The organism is Curtobacterium sp. MCSS17_015 (assembly GCF_003234265.2).
Lineage (GTDB): Bacteria > Actinomycetota > Actinomycetes > Actinomycetales > Microbacteriaceae > Curtobacterium.
Window position 1 is genome coordinate 1173290 of record NZ_CP126256.1, and the last position, 17951, is coordinate 1191240.

Consider the following 17951-nt stretch of genomic DNA (forward strand, 5'->3'; position numbering starts at 1 on the left):
GCGTTGAGCGGCTACCATTCCCATCACAGGGGGTATGGGAATGGTCTGGGAGATCACCGTCGGGCAGACGCTCAGGCGTCGAGAGGTCCACAAGCTGGTCGGCGGGGGTAGTCGTCAGAACGGTATCGCGCCCGTTGCGGGTTCTCCGGAGATTCTCGTGTTCACTGACCCCCGCATTTGGCGCTCATCACGGGTACGACCGGTTTGAGGGGTTGCGCGAGGACGGGACGTACGCCTACACCGGCGAGGGGCAGAACGGCGACCAGACGTTCCAGCGTGGGAACCGCGCGCTGCGCGACGCGCAGGCGGAGGGCCGCGACATCCGTTTGTTCCGCACTGCTGGCGTCATGGCTACCTACGTCGGGGCTTTCACGCTCGGTGAGCCTGCTTTCGAGATCAGACGCATTCCGTCGACGGCAGGTCCCGATCGCGATGGCATCATCTTCAACCTCGAGCCGATCGAAGCTGCAGCGTGCGACGTTCTCCCTGCCTACGGAGGGATTGAGAAGTCGACCGGGATTCGGGACTGGATTGCGCCGTCGAGCAACCAGTACCTCACGGCGTCTTCGGGCACGGTGGCGCGCGCGGCGATGCGTGACGAGTTCAGGCTGCAGGCTCAATTCGGGCGATGGCTGATCGCGCGTGGGGATCGAGTGAGAGCGCTGAGGCTCGCCACCGCCGGCACCTTCATCGAGCCCGACCTCTACAACTCGTCGACCGGTGAGGTAGTCGAGGCGAAGAGATCGGTAGCTCGACACGATGTCCGCATGGCGATTGGTCAGGCCCTGGACTACTCCAACGTCGCCCGCCTCAACGGCTTCCAAGTGGCCCCGTCGATCCTCTTGCCGGCTCGGCCAGGTGAGGACCTGCTTGAGCTCTGCCATTCTCTCGGGATAACGGTCTGGCACTCGGATCGTGGCGGTTTTACGCGGCTCAGTCCTCTATAGGAGGCCGCGCTGTGGTTCGTTCCCTACTCGCTCCTGACCGATGCGTGGTTTGAAGGCCTGCCGCACCATCAACGTCCGAACGCGATGCCGCCATGAGTCACTGGGCCCTCGAGCCGCGAGGACAACTCAGCGGCGTTACCCTCGACCCGCTCTAGGACCCCATTCGGCGCTCGGCGCCCGGCGCCGAACTCGGTTCTACGCCACGCTGCTGCGGCCCCGGAACACCCCGGCACGCACCAGCCAGACGTACATCAGGCACCCGATGCAGACGTCGAACGCGGCGTTGAGGAAGGCTGCGACCAGTGCGACGGCAGCGCCGACCGGAGCTGCGTACGGAACGCCGATGAGCGCCAGAACGAGTGCGACCCCGGTCACCACGAGTCCGACCCGCTGCGCGAACGTCGGGGGCTCGGGTGCCTCGAGTTCGGCGGGCGGGCCGAGCCGCGGGCGCACCAGGCGGCGGAACAATGCGCCGTACGGGTGCCGCGTGATACCGGCCAGGCCTCCCCAGGCGAAGAGCGCGGCGATGACGGCGAGCAGCACGATGCCGATCGTCCGAGTGCTGTCGTTGAGGGTGAGGACGATGTCGAGCGCGAGCAGGACCGTCGTGATCGCGGCGCCGAAGCGGGGCGAACGCGGGTCGATCCCTCGGGAGGGTGCAGGGCTGGTGGTCATGAGTGCTCCTCGGTGAGGACGGCGTCGAGTGCGGCGACGAGTTCGGGCTGGCGGGGCGGTCCACCGAAGCGGGCACGGACGGTCTGTGTTCCGTCCACGAGGAGCACGGTCGGCGTCTGCATCACGTCGAAGCGCCGGGCGAGCTCCGGGCGTTCGGCGAGGTCGATCTCGAGTCGGCGGACGCGGTCCGGACCCGGCGCCGTCGTCGACATTGACGCGGCGACCGCGTCGAGTTGTCTCGCGGTGGCGGGGCAGCGTGCGCACGTGGGCGTCGAGAACTGGAGGAGCGTGGCGGCGGTGCCGAACGCCTCCCGGCTGGCGAGGTCGGCAACTGTGGTCGCATCGCTGACGCCTGAGGAGACCACTCGTGCTCGGCCGGTGCGGCTACGGAGCAGCAGACCCAGGACCGTCGCGACGGCGAGGACGCCGGCGACGATCGCGAGTGAGAGGGCGACGGTCATGGCCTGGACCCTACGTCGCCCGGGCCGCCGGACCAAGGATGTTGAGCGGTGTGACTAGTCGGGCAGCCCGAGCCGCTCGCACTCCGCCCACTGCTCGGGGCGGCGCTTGTCGAGCCAAGCGGTGAACTCGCGGTAGCCGCGGTAGTTCGTGAAGACCATGAACTGCTTCTTCCGCTGCTCATTCCAAGCGGTGAGGCTGATGAACGTCACGCTGCCGTTCGACTGCTTGCCGAGGCGGAGCGTGTGGATGTCGTCGACCTCGCGGCGGCGGAACTTGCCGAACCCCGACTTCACGTCGTAGTGCCGGTCGTACACGTTGATGCGGCCGGCGGCGAGGGCCAGGCCGAACAGGAGGAAGACGGCTCCGAGGCCGAAGAGGATCCCGAACGCGGGGCTGTCATCGGAGCCGGCGGTGAGCTGGAAGAGGATCCCCGGAATCCCGATGACCAGGCCGAACACCCCGAGGGCCAAGAAGATCACCCCGGGGAACAGCGGCCGGCGCACGACGATCATCGGCGCCACCTCCGCCTTGGTCGTGCTTCCGCCCCACTGGTTGATGCTGTCGCTCATCGTTCCCCCTTCGACGGAAACCGTACCGGGAACCGCGGCGCACGGTCGGCTGTTGTCTCCGTACCATCGGGAGGATGAGCGACGACGTGACCCCAGGGCGGTACCGGCACTTCAAGGGCGGCGAGTACCAGGTGGTGCTCCTGGCGCAGGACGTCGAGACCGAGGACCCCGTCGTCGTTTACCAGGCGCTGTACGGCGAGCACGGGCACTGGGTGCGGGCCCTCGCGGACTTCAGCGCACACGTGTCGCGCGACGGGTACGACGGACCGAGGTTCGTGCGCCTGGAAGCCTGAGGCGGCGGGGCGCGGCCCCGGCCGCGACCTCGGCTCAGAGCGCGGCGCGGGCTTCTTCGATCGCCGCGATGAGCCCCGGCACACCCCAGACCACGAAGCGCCCGTGCACACCGCTCCGCAGTTCGACCCGGAGCTGCCGCGACAGGCCGCGTGAAACGTCGCTGAGGGACGCGATCTCGGACAGGGGGAAGCCGAACTGCGGACGGACGCGGTTCACCGCGTGCCCCTCGAAGAACAGCGCGGTCGAGGTGAGGACGAGCTTGCCGCCGATGCCCTCCGTGCCCTTCCGCCCCGGCACGAGCAGGCCCAGCTCAGCCGCGACGGACTGGTCCTTCGCACCGTGGTCGATGAGCAGGTTGGCGTTCTTCCGCAGCAGTTCGGTGCTGGAGTCCCCGGGATCCATGGGGCAACCGTAGGGCAGCGAGCAGCGCGCCTGGCGTTGCCCTCCTCAGACCTCGCAGCCCACGCCGTCCCCATCGCGGTCGAGCTTCCGCGAGTATCCGGGGTCTCCAACGGTGATCGGTGCTGCGCCCGCTGCCCGGACTGCGTCGCAGTTCTCGTAGTAGGCGGAGCCACCGGCCGGTGCGGGCTGCGCGAGCGGTGCCGGTGCTGCCGCGGCGGCCGCGGCGGCTTGGGCGGCAGCGGCATCGGCCGCAGCCTTCGCATCCGCGGCGGCCTTGGCGGCCGCTGCATCTGCCGCTGCCTTCGCGTCGGCCGCCGCCTTCGCCGCAGCGGCGTCTGCCGCAGCCTTGGCGTCCGCCTCGGCCTTGGCCTGCACCGCAGCGGCTTCTTCTGCTGCCTTCTTCTCGGCTGCTTCCTTCGCTGCCGCTGCTTCCTCCGCCGCCGCTCGGAGTGCCGCTGCCGTCGCTGACGCCGAGCTGGTGGAGGTCGGCGTCGTGGTGCCGGCAGCCGCTTCGGTTTCGCCCGGGGAGCTGCAGGCGCTGAGCGCGAGGACGACGGCGAGAGCACCTCCGGCGATCACAGCTGTGCGACGGTGCTTCAGGTTCCTGATCACGAAGTGCTCCCCAGAGTTGGTGTGCGCTCAGTTTCGGAGCTTCGGTCACGTTTCGCCAGGCCCCGTTCGAGGGTTGCGCGATCGCGCACGATGACGGCGGTGGTCGGTGGTGCCGGGCACGTCGGTGCCCGCCCCTACCCTGGACGGACACCGACAGCAGGGAGCGCAGTGCAGATCACCGAGGACGGCCGAGCCCTGCTCAGCCCGAGCGACCTCACCACGTGGGCGACCTGCGAGTGGGCGTTCCTCCGCCGCCTCGACGCCAAGCTCGGCCGCGGCGAACCCCTGCCCGACGAGCACGACGACATGCTCGACCGGACGGCCCGCCTGGGGGACCAGCACGAGCTCGGCTACCTCGAGATCCTCAAGGAAACCCACGACGTCGTGGAGTTCGACCGCCCGGCCCCGCCGCAGTACGCCGAAGCCGCCGAACAAGCGCGGAACGCGATGCGGAACGGCGCGAACGTCCTCTTCCAACCGACGTTCCACGTCCCGGCGTCCGCAGACGGCACGGGCTTCATCGGCTTCGCGGACTTCATCATCCGCAACGACCGCGGTGAGTACGAGGTCTACGACACCAAGCTCGCCCGCCACGCCAAGATCAGCGCCCTGCTCCAGCTCGCCGCCTACGCCGAGCAGATGCGGGCGAACGACATCCCGACCGGGCAGCAGGTGCACCTGGTCCTCGGCGACCGCACGACGACCACACACGAGCTGGCCGACATCGTGCCGGTGTACCGCACGCAGCGGACCGAGCTGATCCGGGTGATCTCCGAGCGCCTGGCCGCCGACGAGCCGATGCAGTGGGGCGACCCGCGCTACTCGAGCTGTGGCCGGTGCGCCGCCTGCCAGCAGGAGGTGCAGCTGCACCGCGACCTGGTCCTCGTCGCCGGCATGCGCCTGGACCAGCGGACGAAGCTGATCCGGCAGGGCGTCCGGTCGATCGACGACCTGGCGGTCCGGACCGCGCCGGTGGCGACCATGTCGAAGACGACGCTGGATCGTCTGGTGCGGCAGGCGAGCCTCCAGATCGAGACGGAGCGCGCAGCGAACCTGAGCGACGGGACGGACGCGGGACGGACCGGTCCTGCCTTCGAGGTCCGCGACCCGCGTGCCCTCGACGCGATCCCGGCACCCGATCCTGGCGACGTCTTCTTCGACTTCGAGGGCGACCCGCTCCACACCGAGGACGGCGTGCACTGGGGCCTCGACTACCTGTTCGGCCTCGTCGACGACCAAGCCGAGTTCCGCGCGTTCTGGGCGCACACGATCCGCGACGAGCGGCAGGCGCTGCTGGACTTCCTCGCGTTCGTCGCCGAGCGCCGCGAGCAGTACCCGGACATGCACATCTACCACTACGCCGCCTACGAGCGGACGCACCTGCTGTCCCTCGCCGCCCGGCATGGAGTGGGGGAGGACGCGGTCGACGACCTGTTGCGCGCGGGCGTCCTGGTCGACCTGTACCCGATCGTGCGGAAGGCCCTGGTGGTCGGCAGCCGCAGCTACTCGATCAAGAAGCTCGAGCCGCTGTACATGGGCGACGACCTCCGCCTGAGCGACGTGACGAACGCCGCCGACAGCATCACCGCCTACGTCGACGCGATCAAGGAGCTCCGGACCGGCGACCCCGCCGAGGGGCAGCGGCAGCTCGACCAGGTCGCCGACTACAACGCCTACGACTGCCGGTCGACGTTGCGCCTCCGCGACTGGCTGCTCGGCCTCCGCGCCGAACACGCGCCGGACGCCACCACCACGACCGAGCTCGAGGGCCTCCCGCCGATCCCGGTCGAGCGCGAGCCGAACCCGGTGACCGTCGCGCTCACCGAGTACCTCGGCGACGTGGACGCCCTCGACCGGACGCCCGACCAGACCGCGCTGGCGCTCGCCGCGGCCGCGATCGACTACCACCGCCGCGAGGCGAAGACCTTCTGGCAGGACCACTTCGACCGGCTCCGCAACCCCGTCGACGAGTGGGCCGACACCCGGGACGTCCTGGTCGTCGAGCGCGCCTCCACCGAGCGGGACTGGGCGACGCTGCCGCGCGCCCGCTCGGTGTCACGGGAGATCCGGGTGTCGGGGACGCTCGCGCCCGGCTCGCGGCTCCGGCCGGGAGGCTCGCCCCACCTCGTGTACGACGACCCACTCCCGGCGTCGATCGCCGCCCCCGGGCCCGGCTCGAAGGGTGCGACGGACCGCGCCTCGATCCTGGAGGTGTGGGACAACGGCGACGCCACCGAGGTACTCCTCCTGGAACGCATGCCGGTCGGCGGGGGAGAACCGCACACCGACTACCCGGTCGCGCTCGCGCCGTCGTCGCCCCCTCGGGCGAAGCCGCAGCCCGAGGCCATCGCCGAGTGGGGCGCCGAGGTGCTCGACGCCCTGCCCGAGATGCTGCCCGACCCGGCGCTCGACCTCCTCCGACGGGTGCCGCCTCGTGGGGCCCTCGTACCGGTCGCGGGTGACGACACGGTGGGCGCCGTGGTGGCGACCCTGCTCGGACTGGACCGGTCGTACCTGGCGATCCAGGGGCCTCCCGGCACCGGCAAGACGTACGTCGGATCGAACGTGGTGGCGAAGCTCGTGCGCGAGCACGGGTGGCGGGTGGGCGTCGTCGGGCAGTCGCACGCGACCAGCGAGAACTTCCTCGACGCCGTCATCGCCGCCGGTGTGCCGGCGGAGCGCGTGGTGAAGCAGCCGAAGAGCGGTGCCGACGCCGACGAGATCGAGGCCGCCCAGTGGACGCCCGTGAAGAACGGCGCGGCGATCGCGGCATTCCTGCAGTCCTGCGCCGACACGGGCACCGGCGGCGTCGTCGGCGGGACGGCGTGGACCTTCGCGAACGACGCGACCATCGGCCGGCGTTCCCTGGACCTGCTCGTCGTCGACGAGGCCGGGCAGTTCTCCCTCGCGCCGACCATCGCCTCCGCGATCGCCGCATCACGACTGCTCCTGCTCGGCGATCCGCAGCAGCTCCCGCAGGTGTCGCAGGGGTCGCACCCCGAGCCGGTCGACGAGTCCGCGCTGGGGTGGTTGGCGGACGGCGAGCACGTGCTGCCGCCGGAGTTCGGGTACTTCCTGGCGAAGACCCGGCGGATGGAGCCGGCGCTGACCGCGGCGGTGTCGGGGCTGTCCTACGACGGGCAGCTCGCGTCGATGGTGTCCGGGCGGCACCTAGACGGCATCGACGCCGGCGTCCACCCGGTGCCGGTCGTGCACGCGGGCAACACGACCTCGTCCCCGGAGGAAGCGGCGCAGGTCGTCGCCCTCGTCGCGGACGTCGTCGGTCGGACGTGGACCGACGACCGCGGCACCCGCCAGCTGACCGACGAGGACGTGATCGTCGTCGCGCCGTACAACGCGCAGGGTGCAGTCATCCGGGACGCGCTCGACCGGGCAGGCTTCGGCCGCACGCAGGTCGGGACCGTGGACCTGTTCCAGGGCCGGGAGGCGGTGGTCTCGATCACCTCGCTGGCCGCGTCCTCGGCGGCGGACATCCCGCGCGGGCTCGACTTCCTGCTCATGCCGAACCGGCTCAACGTGGCGCTGTCGCGGGCCAAGTGGGCGGCGTACCTCGTGCACTCGCCGGCGTTGACGACGGCGCTGCCGCCGTCGATCCCGGGTCTGGCGCTGTTGTCGCGGTTCATCGAGCTGGTCGCGCCGCGGGAGTGAGCCCGTAGGCCGGCGGTGGGATCAGTCGCCGCCGCCGCCCCCGTCGCTGCCTCCGCCGTCGCCTCCGCTGTCGCCGCCGAACCCGCTACCCGCTGACTGCGCCTGCTGCACGACGGTCCGGACCGCCGCGGCGACCCAGGCGCCCTCCGTGATCGACCGCACCCGCGTCCGGTCCTGCGTCCCGAACTGCGTCCGCAGCGTGCGGGTCGCCTTGAGCAGCCCGATGAGCGCCGCCGGGAACGGCATGGGCGCAACGTGTCCCTGCAGGACGTCCCCAGACCTCTGCGCGCAGCGCCTTCTCCGGCCCGCTGTCACGCTCCGGCCAGCGCAGGGACGGGAAGACCCCCAGCACCCGCCGTTCCTCCCGACCCAGGACACCGCGCTCGGCGAGCCCGCCGAGGACCGCGTCGCGGAGGTTGCGGTTCCCCAGGCGGGAGACCCAGCTGGTGGGGCGGCGTGGCGACGGTGCGGTTTCGAGGAACCCGACGAAGCCGTCGAGTGTCGGTTCGCCCGAGGGCGGCGCTTTCGTGACGACGACGCGCCCACGATCGAGGGAGATCCGGCCGCGCAGAGCGAGTTCGCCGAGCATCGCTCCGGCGAGACCGGCGTCCACGACCTGTCCGGTGGTCGTCAGTCGGCCGTCGGGAGCGAGCAGCAGGAGCGCCAGCGCCTCTGGCAGCGTGAGCCGGCCTGGCATCAGGACGGGTCGGAGCCCGACGGGCGGAGGTCGTCCGGCGTGACGCCGCCGATGCCGGCCCGCAGCCCGGCGAGCACGTCGGCCTGCAGGAAGTTCGCCGCCTGGGCGCTGGTCGGGTCGACGACGATCCCGAAGTCTTCGGGCAGTGCCGTCACGAGCTCGGCCATCGGCATCGCACGTGCTTCCAGGCCCGGGAGGCTCGTCCGCAGCTCCGACGGGTCGGTGAAGACCGGTACGAACTGGCGTTCGCGGATGACGACGTGCGCGACACTGCCGTCCGCGGGGTCACCGCCGGCCCCGTCGGTCTTCCACGGCACCCAAGCGGCGCTGCCGAGGAAGCCCTCGGCAGACTCGCTCATGCGTCGCCGCAGCTGGCCGGCGTCGTTCGGCACCGCGTCATCGGCACCCGGGCCGAAGCTCGACCCGGTCGTTCCGTTCGCGCTCATCGCGTTCCCCCTCCAGGGTCGTGTCACCGGCCATGCTGCCACGCAGGAGGGTCTGGACGGGTGGGGCGCGCCTCCCGTCAGGACGGCGCGCCCCACCCGCATGGACCGTGGGGGTCAGTACTTGGCGGACTGCCCGCCGTCGATCGGGACGACCGCGGCGTTGATGTAGGACGCGTCGTCGGACAGCAGGAACGCGACGACCGACGCGATCTCGGGTGCCTCACCGTAGCGCTTGGTGGGGTTGACCTGGATGAACTCCTCGGCGGCCTTGCGCGGGTTCTCCGGGTCGATCTGCTTCATCGAGTTCTCGACCATCGGCGTCCAGATCGCGCCCGGGGCGATCGCGTTGATGCGGATGCCGTACTGGCCGTACTCGACGGCGGAGTTGCGGGTCAGTCCGACCACGCCGTGCTTGGCGGCGGCGTAGCCGGACTGGTTGCCGACGCCCCGGATGCCGCCGACGCTCGCGGTGTTGACGACCATGCCGGAGCCCTGCTCGCGCATCACGGCGAGGACCTTCTCGAGCCCGAGGAACACACCACGGAGGTTGATCGAGACGACCTTGTCGAACTCGGCGGCGGTGAACGACTCGGTGAGGTTCTGCTTGCCCTCGATGCCGGCGTTGTTGAAGAAGCCGTCGATGCGGCCGAAGCGCTCGCGGGTGGCGGCGACGTACGCGTCGACCTGCGCCTCGTCAGCGACGTCGGCGATGGTCGTGAGGACCTCGGCATCCGGAGCGGCTTCGAGGACGGCGGCCTTCGTCGCCTCGAGGCCCTGCTCGGAGACGTCGACGAGGGCGAGCTTCGCGCCCTCGGTGGCGAGACGCACGGCGGTGGCGCGGCCGAGGCCGGAGCCGCCGCCGGTGATGAGCACGACGCGGTCGGTGAAACGCGTGCTGGTGGAACTGGTGCTGGTCATGAGGGCCTCCTGCGGTCTTCGACGATGAAGGGCTCGGGGTCCGGGAACGGTGCGCTGGGTCGCGGCACCGGGCGGCGAGTCCGGTCCGACGGTGTCCGCCGGACACGAGTTACGCTACAGGTGTCGTCTGACTGCGAGCGGTGTGGCGAGGTCTCTCAGCAGGCCGCGAGCACCCGCTCCATCGCGTCGCGTTCGGCCGGCACGACCCACAGTCGGTACTCCGCCTTCACGGCGATCTGGTGTTCGACGTACTCGCAGCGGAAGCCCTTCGCCGCCGGCAGCCAGGTCGCCGCGTCCGCCGACCGCTTCTGCGCGTTCGACCGCCCGTCGACGGCGAACAGGTTGTCCGGGTCGTTCGCCAGTGCCTGCCGTTCGGCCTGGCTGAGCTGCTGTGCCCCGGTGCGCCACGCGTTCTCGAGCGCCACGACGTGGTCGATCTGCACGAGGGTCGACGTCGTGTTCCCCCGCACGAAGGTGATCGGAGCGCCCGTGTAGGGGGAGACGAGGTCGCCGGACATGACCTTGCAGGGGCCCTGCCGCACGATGTCGGTCAGGTCGCGAGCCAGGACGTCGTTCCTCGTGTCGCAGCCGTTGTGGTCGACGTCGAGCCACGCGGTGCCGAAGTCCGCCTCGCGGTCGTAGCCCGTCGACGGCGCCTTCCCCTTCACGGGCAGGGCGGCGAGGGTCGCCCGGGCTGCCGCGGCATCGGTCCCGTCGCTGCTCCCGTCGCTGCTCCCGCCAGCCGACGGACTGGAGGCCCGGCTCGGCTCTGGTGCGCCGGGCGTCGGTGTCGACGCGGTCGCGATGGTCGGCTCGTCAGCGGGATCGATCGTGGCGCTGGTGGTCGCGGCGCTCGTCGAAGCACCGGCGTCGGTGGTGAGGACCCCCGACGCGAACAGCGCCCAGATGCCCAGGGCGAGGGCGAGCGCGACGATCGAGGACTGGACGGTGGTGCGGGTGCGGCGTCGACGGGACGTCATGCTCGGTGGTGCTCCTGGTGGTGCTCCTGGTGGTGCTCGGGGGACCCGTCGATCCTGGCGGAGGCCGCCGACACGGTCGGGAAGCCGCACCGTGCACGGACGAAGGGACCTGGGTCCGCCGTCCCGCACCGCGCGTAGAGAGGAGCCATGACCGACTACGCACAACCGTCCGTACCCGTCACCGGAGGCTCGATGCCGCTCCTCGGCTTCGGCACCTGGCAGATCGAGGAGCCCGACGCTCCCGCCGCGGTCGCCGCCGCCCTCCAGGCCGGCTACCGCCACATCGACACCGCCACCGGATACCGCAACCAGCGCGGTGTCGGGAAGGCGATCGCCGACTCCGGCCTCGCCCGCGAGGACCTGTTCATCACCACGAAGCTCCCGCCGGACAACGCCGACCGCGTCCGGCAGACCATCGAGGAGAGCCTCGACCAGCTCGGCCTCGACCACCTCGACCTGTGGCTCGTGCACTGGCCGCCGAACGGCGAGGCCCGTCCGGACGTCTGGCAGCAGCTCGTCGAGGCGCAGCAGGCCGGCCTGACGAAGGCGATCGGTGTGAGCAACTACTCGCTCGACCAGATCGACGAGCTCATCGACGCGACCGGTGCGACCCCGGCCGTGAACCAGATCCGCTGGAGCCCGGTGGAGTTCGATCGTGCCGTGGCCGACGGCTTGCGCGACCGGGGTGTCGTCCTCGAGGGCTACAGCCCCTTCAAGGCGAGCAACCTGCAGGACCCGACGCTGGTCGAGATCGCCCAGGCGCACGACGCCGACGCCGCGCAGGTCATCGTCGCGTGGCACGTTGCGCACCAGTTCGTCGTCATACCGAAGTCGTCGAACCCGGACCGCATCCGGTCGAACGCCGCCGGGGCGACGCTGGAGCTGAGCGCGGACGAGATCGCGCGGATCGACGGCCTCGGCAACTGACCGACCGCTGCACCGTCACCGGCCTGGTGGGACCCACACCCGCCAGGCCGGTTCTCTGTGGGGATCCGTCTCGCTGCAGTCGATCACGGGGAACCCGAGTTTGCGCGTAGGTCGTGGCGAAGCCCTCCCACTCGTACGACTCGACGACGTCCAGCGCTCGCGCGTGCGCCGCGTCCTCCGCGTCGGTGCCGCGATGATGACGTTGGCGTCGAGCGTCAGCATCCGCCCGTGGTCCGCACGCGGGTGGCGGCGTGCGGAGCAGGGCTGGCGAGGAGCATGGCGAGACGGTAGCGAGCAGGTCCGGCCAGGGCCAACGAATCGGTACTTCGTATGTCGCTGCAGCCCGGTCTCGGGCTCACGCCAGCAACGACCGGATGTCCTCCGCGCTCAACCCCTCGGCGAACAGCGCGTCGTCGTCGATCATCGTCGCGAAGAGCTGCGCCTTCCGCTGCGCCAGCGCGAGCACCTTCTCCTCGATGGTGTCCTCGGCGATGAGCCGTTCGACCGTTACCGACCGGGTCTGTCCGATCCGGTGCGTCCGGTCGACCGCCTGGTTCTCGGCGGCCGGGTTCCACCAGGGGTCGAGCACGAAGACCGTGTCCGCCTCGGTCAGGGTGAGTCCGAACCCGCCGGCCTTGAGCGAGATGAGGAACGCCGGGGCCGTGCCGTCCCGGAAGCGGTCGATGACGACCCCTCGGCGCCGGGTGGACCCGTCGAGGTACTCGTACGCGACACCACGCTCGTCGAGGGCGGTCGCCACGATCGTGAGGAACGAGGTGAACTGGCTGAACACGAGCGCCCGCCGGCCCTCCGCCGCGAGCTGTTCGAGTTCGTCGAGCAGCAGGTCGAGCTTGGCGCTCGGCACGTCGTCGTGGTCGTCGGACACGAGCGCGGGGGAGAGCGCGAGCATCCGGAGCAGGGTGAGGGACCGGAACACGATCATCCGGTTGCGGTCGAGGTCGTCCACCAGGTCGAGGACCTTGAGCCGCTCCCGGTTCAGCGTCGTCTCGTACAGGTCGCGGTGAGCGGGGTCGAGGGTGACGCGCACGACCTGTTCGACCTTCTCGGGCAGGTCAGCGGCGACGCTCTCCTTCGTCCGTCGGAGCATGAGCGGCCGGATCCGACGCCGGAGTCGGTCGGTCAGTTCCTTCCGCGCCGCACCACGGAGGTCGGGCGAGGCGAGGGGCTTCACGTAGTCGTCGCCGAAGCGCGTCCACGACGACAGCAGCCCGGGCGCGACGATCGAGAACAGCGCCCAGAGGTCGGCGAGCCCGTTCTCGAGCGGTGTCCCGGTCACGGCGATCTTGACGGGAGCACGGAGCTCCGCGGCGACCCGGTGCGTCTGGGACTGCGGGTTCTTCACGAACTGCGCTTCGTCGAGCAGCAGCGCCGACCAGGTCCGGTCGAGGTAGGCGGCCGCATCGAGGCGGAGCAGCGCGTACGAGGTGACGACGACGTCGGACGCTGCGGCGGCTCGCGCGACCCGGGCGTGGTCCTTCAGCGAGGTCCCCGCGACCGTCGTGACGCGCAGCGACGGCACGAACTTCGCCGCTTCGTCCGCCCAGTTGCCGACGACGGAGGTCGGCGCGACGACGAGGAACGGCGGCGCCTCCGGGTCGGCGGCCCGACGGTCCGCGATCATCGCGAGTGCTTGCAGTGTCTTGCCGAGGCCCATGTCGTCGGCGAGCACGCCGCCGACACCGTGCTCGACGAGGAACGTCAGCCAGGCGTAGCCGTCACGCTGGTAGGGCCGGAGCTCGGCGTGGACCGTCGCGGGGACGACGGCGTCGGCCGGAGCGGTCGCGTCGAGCAGGCGGCCGGCGATCTCCTTCCACCGCTCGTCGTGCTCGGTCTCGTCGGCGAGCTGGTCGAACTCCGACCAGAGTGCGGCACGGTACGGGGTGACGGTCAGGGGCTGGTCGGGCTCCCACTCGTCGAGCTCGCGCGCTTCCTCGATGATCTCCTTGAGCCGGTCGAACGCCGGGTCCGCCAAGGACAGGTAGGAGTTGTCGACGAGCTTCAGCCGCCGGTCGCGCTTCGCGAGCGCCCGGAGCAGCGGTGTGAACGGGATCTCCTTGCCGTTGACGCTGACGATGATCCCGAGGTCGAACCAGTCGTGCTTCTCCGACGGCATCGTCGTCACACGGATGTGCGGCCGGCCGCTCAGGCGCTCGTAGTCGACCCGTTCGCCCTGCACGACGACGCGGACGCCGAGGGCCGGCAGCGCGGGCAACAGCTCGTTCGCGAGGACCGCGACGTCGGCGCCGTCGATGGTCCCGTCCTCGAACCAGGCGAGGCCGCCGCCCGGTCCGGGAGGCTCGGATCGCCCCGCCGCCGCGTCCTGCGTCTCCGGCTCGGCCGGCTCCAGGGCGGCATCTGCGCCCGCGTTCGCCGCCGGATCGGCCGCAGCGTCCGCGTCCGCATCAGCAGCAGGAGCGTCCGCACCCGCAGCATCGTCCGCGGCCAGGACGCTCCCGAGGTCGGGCAGCGGCCCGTGCAGCGCGACCGGGTCCTTCCGCCCGTCGACGCTCCACCGCCACTGCAGATGCGCCCGGTCGTCGGTCCGCGGCGCCCGTGCCGGTTCGAACGTCACGGTGAGCACGAGTTCCGGCGGCGTCCGTTCCGGCAGCTCGAGCGACCCGTCGGAGCTGACGAGCCCGAGCGACCCGCGCAGGCGCGGCGACCAGTCGGCCAGGAACTCGTCGACCTCGTCTGCGGGGACGGTGATCCGGGCCGCTTCGACCAGCATCCGGCGTTGGTCCTCCGGCACCGGTGCCGGGGTGGGGGCGAGCGCGACGTGCAACTCGGGGGACTCCCGGAACGCGTACACACCGTGGTCCCCGACGACGCGTGCGGCGCCCTCGGCGACCGGCCGCCCGTCGATGACGGCGCTCGCGCCGATGACCAACCCGTCGGCGGTGCGGACGGCGTCGAGCAGCACGCGGGCGTCAGCGCCGAGGTCGACCCCGGCCTCCCGCTTGCCGGTGACGAACGCGATGCCGAGTGGTCCGGCCTGGCGGAGCAGCGGCCAGAGCAGGGGACTCCGGAAGTCGTCGAGGTGGATCCAGTCGCTCTCACCCGGCAGGCCGGCGAGCTGCCCGGCGCGGTGCAGTGCCGCGAACTGCATGAACCAGGCGTGCTGCTCCGGTTCGAGGCCGAGACGGTTCATCGAGTAGGGGAGTGCGCCCCAGGTCAGCTGTCCACGCACCCAGTTGCCGGCGGCGCTCCGACTCACCGGCCGCACTCCGAGTCGCACTGCGCGGGACGCGACGGGCATCGTCCGCCCCGCCGCCCGCGCTCGACCGGCGAGTCGGGCCGGTACGGCGTCCCGGAGTTCGAACTGGAGGCCCATCCCGCCGGTCGCGGGCAGGGTTCCTGACCCGGCGGGGCCGTCGTCGCCGGCGAGGCGGGCGAGGTCGCGCCTCCAGTCCGGGGTCGGCGGCGTCGGGGCCTGTGTGCGCGGGCCGGCCTGCGCGGCCAGGGCCCGGGCGTTGACGGTGAGGAGTGCGGCGGCGACGTGCTTGCACTCGCCGCCGAGGGGGCACGTGCAGCGGCTGCGGACCGGGCGGACGAACTCACCGCGGGCGGTCGTCGTGTCGACGTGCACGTCGTACGGGTGGTCACCGCTGCCGCTCACGGTCGCGGTGATGGTGCCGTCCTCGTGCCAGGTGGCGTGCTCGACCAGACCGGCGCGCACGACGTCACGGGCCCGCCCGAAGGTCTGCGGCCCGACGAACCGGATGACGTCGACGGCGTCGATCATCGGGGCAGCTGGCACAGGGCCATCGTGCCAGGCGCCGCCGACGCTCCGGTACCAGGCCGGCGGGCGGCACGCGGTCGGTCTGTCCGCATCGTGTCAGGCCCGTTCGGGGGCTGGTCGGTGGCCGCGTCGTTGAGCCATCATCGGGATCACCATGCTGCAGTCACTCGTTTACATGAGCTCGGCCACCCAGCCGTTCGATGACGACGCCCTCGACGAGGTGCTCGAGTACTCGCGCGAGCGGAACACCCAGGACGGCCTGACCGGTCTCCTGGTGCACCGCGCCGGGCGCTTCATGCAGCTGCTCGAGGGGCCGCACGACGCCGTCGTCGCGACCTACGGCCGGATCGTCACCGACCCGCGCCACGACGAGGTCCGGCTGCTGGTGGAGGAGTCGATCCACACGCGCCGGTTCCCGGAGTGGAAGATGGCCTTCGACCGGGACGAGCAGGTCGAACCGCCCTCGGGCTTCAGCGACTTCCTCGGGACGGGGGACACCAGCGCCGACGCGAGCCGGTCGCGCGAGCTCCTCCGCTGGTTCCGGAACCACCCGATGGCGGCGCCGACGGCCTCGCTCGGCAAGCACCGGCGCGACTGACCGCCGCCGAAAACGGGCGCTCACCGGGGAGGGGGTCCGGCGAGTTCGCTGTGCTTCCGCGAGTACGCGAAGTACACGACCAGGCCGATCGCGAACCAGATCCCGAAGCGCACCCACGTCTCCCACTGCAGGAACGAGACGAGCCACAGCGACGCCAGCACGCCGACCGCCGGCACGATCGGCATGAGGGGCAGCCGGAACTGCCGGTCGAGGTCGGGCTGCCGGTAGCGGAGCACGATGACCGCGGTGCACACGACCACGAACGCGAGCAGGATCCCGATGTTCGTCAGCTCGGCGACGACCCCGATCGGCAGCACGCCGGCCAGGACCGCCGACGCGATCCCGAGGATCCAGGTCACCCGGGTCGGCACGTGGCGCTTCGGGTCGGTCTTCGCGAACCACTTGGGCATCAGGCCGTCGCGGCTCATCGAGAACCAGACGCGAGAAGCCCCGAGCATGAACGTCACCAGGACCGTCACGATGCCGACGATCGCCCCGATCGCGATCACGTTCGCGATCCCGCCGAGGCCGACCGACGCGAACGCCGACGAAAAGCCGGAGGCCGGGTCGATGTCCCGGTAGTCCTGCATCCCGGTCAGGACGAGCGTCGCGAGCACGTAGAGGACCATCGAGATGCCGAGGGACAGCAGGATCGCCTTCGGCATGTGCTTGCGGGCGTCGGTGGACTCCTCGGCGGCGGTGGACATCGCGTCGTAGCCGAACACGGCGAAGAACACCGTCGCGGCACCGGTCATCACGCCGCCGAAGCCGAACGGGAAGTACGGCGAGTAGTTGGCGCTGTCGATGTGGAAGACCCCGAGCACGATGATGAGCACGACGAGTCCGACCTTGATGCCGACCGCGACGAACTCGAACCGGGCGGCACTCCGGATGCCGCGCGTGAGGACGAACGCCGTCAGCAGACACAGCACGATCGCGAAGACGTCGACGACGTGGCCCTGCCCGGTGCCGGGTGCACCGAGCATCCAGGCGGGCAGCTCGATGCCGAACTGTCCGACCAGGAACCCGACGTACCCGGAGATGCCGATCGCGACCACCGCCACGATCGCGGTGTACTCGAGCAGCAGGTCCCAGCCGATGAACCACCCGACGATCTCGCCGAGCACCGCGTAGCCGTACGTGTAGGCGCTGCCGGCCTTCGGGATGAGGCCCGCGAACTCCGCGTACGACAGTGCCGCCGCCGCACTGGCCACGCCGGCGACCAGGAAGCTGATGAGGACGGCGGGCCCGGCGACGCCGTTCGCGACGGTACCGGCGAGGGTGAAGATCCCCGCGCCGATGATGCCGCCGATGCCGATCGCGGTGAGCTGCCACAGCCCGAGGTGGCGTTTCAGGCCGCCCTCGCCCCCGGAGTCGTCGTCGATCGTGTCGATCGGCTTCCGGCGGAACACGGTGGAGGAGCGCGGCGTCGTTGCCATGCGGCCCATCCTGCACCCGTCACGGCGGATCGGCACCCGCCGCACCGGAGGCGGGTCGGGCCTCCCGTCCGGTCGGTGGCCGAGCACGGCCGGACGGCTGCCCGTCCCTCACCGTCGCGCGTAGGGCCACCAGAACGGCGGCGGCAGCGCTCCGCCCGTCAGGATGACGAGCCCCTGGTAGGCGAGCATCCCGACCCCGAGCATCCCCAGCGCGGCCGCGAACCACGCCCACCGGCGAGCGGCACGTCGGCGACGGCCGATCCTGATCGCCCGCCACGCCGACAACAGGCCGAGTCCGCCGAACAGGAACCCGATCGCCAGGTGCCGGCCGACACCCTCGGCGGGCAGGATCAGCCCCTGCAGGAACGCGAACCCGCCGAGCAGCACGGCTGCGGTGGCAGGAGCTGCCGGGGGTTCGTGGTCGCGCGCACGGGCCATGCCCCGACCGTAGCGGCAACCGGCGCGGCGGCGACGAGGCACGATGGACCCATGCGTTCCTCCGCTCGGGTGCTCCTGCGTCCTGTCCTCGTGCTCGCGGCCGCCCTGTGGTCGAGCC

At 71.2% G+C, this 17951-nt stretch carries 17 protein-coding genes and 1 pseudogene; 5 read left to right on the forward strand and 13 right to left on the reverse strand.

Translation table 11 applies throughout. The features are described 5' to 3' along the window. Window positions 1–212 precede the first annotated feature (212 nt). On the forward strand, window positions 213–947 hold the full coding sequence (locus DEJ18_RS05515; protein ID WP_111210383.1) for an SRA domain-containing endonuclease: 735 nt from the start codon (window positions 213–215) through the stop codon (window positions 945–947). A 195-nt stretch (window positions 948–1142) separates the two neighbouring features. Here DEJ18_RS05515 and DEJ18_RS05520 read toward each other — a convergent pair whose 3' ends face one another. The 3 genes from DEJ18_RS05520 to DEJ18_RS05530 are packed head-to-tail and all read right to left on the reverse strand — an operon-like array spanning window position 1143 to window position 2653. Beyond that, the gene (locus DEJ18_RS05520) at window positions 1143–1622 is read right to left on the reverse strand and encodes a DUF4395 domain-containing protein (protein WP_111210382.1); all 480 of its coding nucleotides are present in this window, start codon (window positions 1620–1622) and stop codon (window positions 1143–1145) included. Continuing rightward, window positions 1619–2083: a thioredoxin family protein gene (locus DEJ18_RS05525; protein ID WP_111210381.1), complete on the reverse strand. Its 465-nt coding sequence runs from the start codon at window positions 2081–2083 to the stop codon at window positions 1619–1621. The genes DEJ18_RS05520 and DEJ18_RS05525 overlap by 4 nt, the downstream gene beginning before the upstream one ends. A gap of 54 nt (window positions 2084–2137) precedes the next feature. Continuing rightward, the gene (locus DEJ18_RS05530; RefSeq protein WP_111210380.1) at window positions 2138–2653 is read right to left on the reverse strand and encodes a hypothetical protein; all 516 of its coding nucleotides are present in this window, start codon (window positions 2651–2653) and stop codon (window positions 2138–2140) included. Between the two features lie 74 nt (window positions 2654–2727). Between DEJ18_RS05530 and DEJ18_RS05535 the strand changes: the two genes are divergently transcribed. Next, window positions 2728–2946: a DUF1653 domain-containing protein gene (locus DEJ18_RS05535; protein WP_181434178.1), complete on the forward strand. Its 219-nt coding sequence runs from the start codon at window positions 2728–2730 to the stop codon at window positions 2944–2946. Between the two features lie 34 nt (window positions 2947–2980). Here DEJ18_RS05535 and DEJ18_RS05540 read toward each other — a convergent pair whose 3' ends face one another. Further along, window positions 2981–3349, reverse strand: a complete 369-nt coding sequence (locus DEJ18_RS05540; protein WP_111210379.1) for a hypothetical protein — start codon at window positions 3347–3349, stop codon at window positions 2981–2983. Between the two features lie 45 nt (window positions 3350–3394). Further along, a complete protein-coding gene (locus tag DEJ18_RS05545) occupies window positions 3395–3961 on the reverse strand; it encodes an excalibur calcium-binding domain-containing protein (protein WP_111210378.1) in 567 nt (188 codons plus the stop codon). 168 nt (window positions 3962–4129) lie between these two features. Between DEJ18_RS05545 and DEJ18_RS05550 the strand changes: the two genes are divergently transcribed. Beyond that, the gene (locus tag DEJ18_RS05550) at window positions 4130–7630 is read left to right on the forward strand and encodes a TM0106 family RecB-like putative nuclease (RefSeq protein WP_258376914.1); all 3501 of its coding nucleotides are present in this window, start codon (window positions 4130–4132) and stop codon (window positions 7628–7630) included. 21 nt (window positions 7631–7651) lie between these two features. On the opposite strand, the gene DEJ18_RS05555 is transcribed toward DEJ18_RS05550, so the two are convergent. The 5 genes and pseudogenes from DEJ18_RS05555 to DEJ18_RS05570 all read right to left on the reverse strand — a co-directional run bounded on the left by DEJ18_RS05555 (window position 7652) and on the right by DEJ18_RS05570 (window position 10671). Then, the gene (locus DEJ18_RS05555) at window positions 7652–7876 is read right to left on the reverse strand and encodes a hypothetical protein (protein WP_258376913.1); all 225 of its coding nucleotides are present in this window, start codon (window positions 7874–7876) and stop codon (window positions 7652–7654) included. A 43-nt stretch (window positions 7877–7919) separates the two neighbouring features. Then, window positions 7920–8327, reverse strand: a pseudogene (locus DEJ18_RS15975) (GOLPH3/VPS74 family protein); the annotation flags it as partial. After that, window positions 8327–8773 (reverse strand): SseB family protein, encoded by a 447-nt coding sequence (locus DEJ18_RS05560; protein ID WP_181434177.1) that lies wholly within the window; start codon window positions 8771–8773, stop codon window positions 8327–8329. The pseudogene DEJ18_RS15975 and the gene DEJ18_RS05560, both read right to left, overlap by 1 nt. Window positions 8774–8887: 114 nt before the next feature. Further along, window positions 8888–9691: an SDR family oxidoreductase gene (locus DEJ18_RS05565; RefSeq protein ID WP_111082717.1), complete on the reverse strand. Its 804-nt coding sequence runs from the start codon at window positions 9689–9691 to the stop codon at window positions 8888–8890. A gap of 155 nt (window positions 9692–9846) precedes the next feature. Further along, on the reverse strand, window positions 9847–10671 hold the full coding sequence (locus DEJ18_RS05570; RefSeq protein WP_111210374.1) for an HNH endonuclease family protein: 825 nt from the start codon (window positions 10669–10671) through the stop codon (window positions 9847–9849). Between the two features lie 147 nt (window positions 10672–10818). Between DEJ18_RS05570 and DEJ18_RS05575 the strand changes: the two genes are divergently transcribed. Continuing rightward, window positions 10819–11598: an aldo/keto reductase gene (locus DEJ18_RS05575; protein WP_111210373.1), complete on the forward strand. Its 780-nt coding sequence runs from the start codon at window positions 10819–10821 to the stop codon at window positions 11596–11598. Between the two features lie 355 nt (window positions 11599–11953). Here DEJ18_RS05575 and DEJ18_RS05580 read toward each other — a convergent pair whose 3' ends face one another. Continuing rightward, entirely contained in the window at window positions 11954–15376 is a 3423-nt protein-coding gene (locus DEJ18_RS05580) for a DEAD/DEAH box helicase (RefSeq protein ID WP_146241544.1), read from the reverse strand. Window positions 15377–15512: 136 nt separating this feature from the next. Here DEJ18_RS05580 and DEJ18_RS05585 point away from each other — a divergent pair, with 136 nt between their 5' ends. Next, on the forward strand, window positions 15513–15956 hold the full coding sequence (locus DEJ18_RS05585) for a BLUF domain-containing protein (RefSeq protein ID WP_220034315.1): 444 nt from the start codon (window positions 15513–15515) through the stop codon (window positions 15954–15956). A 20-nt stretch (window positions 15957–15976) separates the two neighbouring features. Here the strand turns inward: DEJ18_RS05585 and DEJ18_RS05590 are convergent, their stop codons facing one another. After that, the gene (locus DEJ18_RS05590) at window positions 15977–17395 is read right to left on the reverse strand and encodes an amino acid permease (protein ID WP_111210370.1); all 1419 of its coding nucleotides are present in this window, start codon (window positions 17393–17395) and stop codon (window positions 15977–15979) included. 108 nt (window positions 17396–17503) lie between these two features. After that, a complete protein-coding gene (locus tag DEJ18_RS05595; protein WP_111082712.1) occupies window positions 17504–17833 on the reverse strand; it encodes a hypothetical protein in 330 nt (109 codons plus the stop codon). Window positions 17834–17951: the final 118 nt, after the last annotated feature.